At 66.8% G+C, this 1,071-nt stretch carries 1 protein-coding gene; it reads right to left on the bottom strand.

Annotation, left to right across the window (positions count from 1 at the left end):
- Nucleotides 1-21 precede the first annotated feature (21 nt).
- The coding region (locus ABZT74_RS34510; RefSeq protein ID WP_356441447.1) for an MFS transporter at nt 22-1,071 on the bottom strand (1,050 nt) is incomplete at its 5' end.

Raw genomic sequence — 1,071 nt, forward strand, 5'->3', positions numbered from 1 at the left:
AGAGGGACGGCGGCGCTGTGGCTACTTCGAGGCGCCTTGGGGTGTTGCGGTGGTGGTGGTTTCTTCTGTGGTTTCGGTGGGTGGGGTGTCGTTTGGTGTGTTTGTGGTGTCGGTGGTGGCGTCGTGTGTTGCTTCTTGGATGGAGCGGTTGCTGAGTGCGGGGAGGCTGAGGAGGGCGACGAGGACCATGAGGAGGCCGCCGAGGATGAAGGGGGTTCGCAGGCTGATGGTGGCGGCGAGGTAGCCGCCGAGGATGCCGCCGAAGGGTGCGCCCATGAGGGAGATGAGGCGGCTTGCGGACATGACGCGGCCGCGGATTTCGGCGGGGGCGAGGCGTTGTCGCAGGGCGCCGACGATGACGATCTGGACGCTCATGGAGAAGCCGATGGTGGCCATCATGGCGCCGGCGGTCCAGGGGTTGTGGGTGAGGCCGAGTCCCAGGACGGCGAGTCCTTCGATGGTCATGCCGACGACGCGCATGGTGCCGACCTGGAGCTTTTTGGAGATGGGGGCGGAGAGGAAGCTGCCGATGAAGGCGCCGACGGCGGTGGAGCTGAGGAGGAGGCCGTAGCCGATGTCGCCGAGGCCGAGCTGGTTTCTGGCGAGGAGGACGAGGAGGGACATTTTGGCGGTGAAGACGAGGTTGCCGATGGCGGCGGTGCCGGCGAGGGTGCGCAGGACGCGGTGGCGCAGGAGCCAGCGCAGTCCTTCGGCGACTTCGGCGCGCAGGCTTGTGGGGGCGGGCTTGTCGGTGGGGGTGTTGGCGAAGTTGCCTTTGAGGGATCCGACGTAGAGGGCGCTGATCAGAAAGGAGAGGGCGTTGCCGAGGAAGGGCAGGGAGTGGGAGAGGGAGAAGAGCACTCCGCCCAGTGGGGGGCCTGCGAGTTGTTCGCCGTTGATCTGTGCGGCGGAGATGCGGCTGTTGGCGCGGATGAGTGCCTGGTCGCCGGTGACGACGACGGGCATGACGGCCTGGGCGGAGATGTCGAAGAAGATGTCTCCGCAGCCCAGGGCGAATCCCGCGATGATGAGCAGGGGGATGTTCGCGTGGTCGGTCAGGACGGCGATGGT

Source organism: Streptomyces sp. NPDC005302, assembly GCF_040607345.1.
In the GTDB taxonomy this organism is placed as follows: domain Bacteria; phylum Actinomycetota; class Actinomycetes; order Streptomycetales; family Streptomycetaceae; genus Streptomyces.